At 60.4% G+C, this 1,572-nt stretch carries 1 protein-coding gene; it reads left to right on the top strand.

Translation table 11 applies throughout. The features are described from left to right. Positions 1–1,572: amino acid adenylation domain-containing protein (locus tag AWB80_RS42700; RefSeq protein ID WP_143328298.1), on the top strand; the 1,572-nt coding region annotated here is incomplete at both ends.

Genomic DNA, 1,572 nt, shown 5'->3' with positions numbered 1-1,572 from the left:
CAGGTGCAGCGCACACCCAATGCCATCGCGCTGGTCTTCGAAGACGCATCGCTCACGTATGCGCAACTCAATGCGCGCGCCAATCAGCTTGCGCATCATTTGATCGCGCTGGGCGTGCGTCCTGAAGATCGTGTGGCGCTGTGCATGGAGCGTGGCATCGGCATGGTTGTCGCGTTGATGGCGATACTCAAGGCTGGCGGCGCTTACGTGCCGCTCGATCCGGCGTATCCGGGCGAGCGTCTGAGCCACATCCTCACCGATGCCACGCCCCGCCTGCTGCTCGCAGATGTCGCGGGTCGTGAAGCATTAGGTGACACCGGTTCACTGACCGTGCTCGATCCCAACGAATCGCTCGACGAAGCGCTCCCGCAAGACGATCCGCAAACGGCCGTCGCCCCGCATCACCTTGCTTACGTGATCTACACCTCGGGTTCCACCGGCATACCCAAGGGCGTCATGGTCGAGCATCACCATGTCGTGAACCTTCATCACGCGTTGCAATCGACGGTGTTCGCGCATTGCGCTGTGAACTCGGGTGTCAGTCTGAATGCCAGCATCGCATTCGATTCCTCGCTGAAGAGCCTTACGTCCTTGCTGGCAGGACATCGTTTGATCGTGATTCCCGCCGACGTACGGGCCGATGCCGCGGCGTTGATCGAATTTCTGAATGCCGGCGGCATCGATGTACTCGATTGCACGCCCACGCAGCTAGATGTACTGCTCGCGACCGGCCTGCTGGAACAGCGACGGCCTGACCTTACGCTGCTCGTTGGCGGCGAAGCACTCACGCAACAGATGTGGAATCGCCTGGCAGAGGCCGATCAAATCCGCGCTTTCAACGTCTACGGTCCAACGGAGTGCACCGTGGATGCCACTGCCACGGAGATCACGACCGAACAGATGCAGCCCGTTATCGGCAAGCCGATTGGCAATGCACGAATCTATTTGCTCGATGCGCAACGTCAGTTAATGCCCCCGGGTGCGGTGGGTGAGCTTTACATCGGTGGTGCGGGGGTGTCGCGTGGCTACCTCAATCGGCCTGAGTTGACCGCTGAACGGTTCCTCGATGATCCGTTCGTTCCCGGTGCGCGGATGTATCGCACGGGCGATCTCGCGCGCTATCGTGCGGATGGCAATATCGAGTTCCTTGGGCGTAACGATCATCAGGTCAAGATTCGTGGCTTTCGGATCGAGCTGGGTGAAATCGAGGCGCAGATCGCCAGTCATCCGGCGGTAAGAGAAGCGGTGGTCATCGCGCGGGCGCGGCATGAGAAGACGCTGGATCAACAGCTTGTCGCCTATGTCACGCTGGTTGCACAGATCGATGCGAGCGCGTTGCGCGAGCACTTGAGTTCGCGTTTGCCTGATTACATGGTGCCGTCAGCCTTCGTCGTGCTCGACGCGCTGCCGCTCACACCGAACGGCAAGCTCGATCGTCGTGCATTGCCCGATCCGCAATGGCAAAGCCTTGACGAATACATCGCGCCGCGTACTTCGCTCGAAGCGACCCTCGCGCAGTGCTTCGCCAGCGTGCTCGGCCTCGAACGCGTGAGCGTGTTCGATAACTTCTTC

Source organism: Caballeronia pedi, from assembly GCF_001544915.2.
GTDB classification, from domain to species: Bacteria; Pseudomonadota; Gammaproteobacteria; order Burkholderiales; family Burkholderiaceae; genus Caballeronia; species Caballeronia pedi.
The sequence above is the reverse complement of the archived record's forward strand: the minus strand, read 5'-3'. Positions and strand labels throughout refer to the sequence as shown.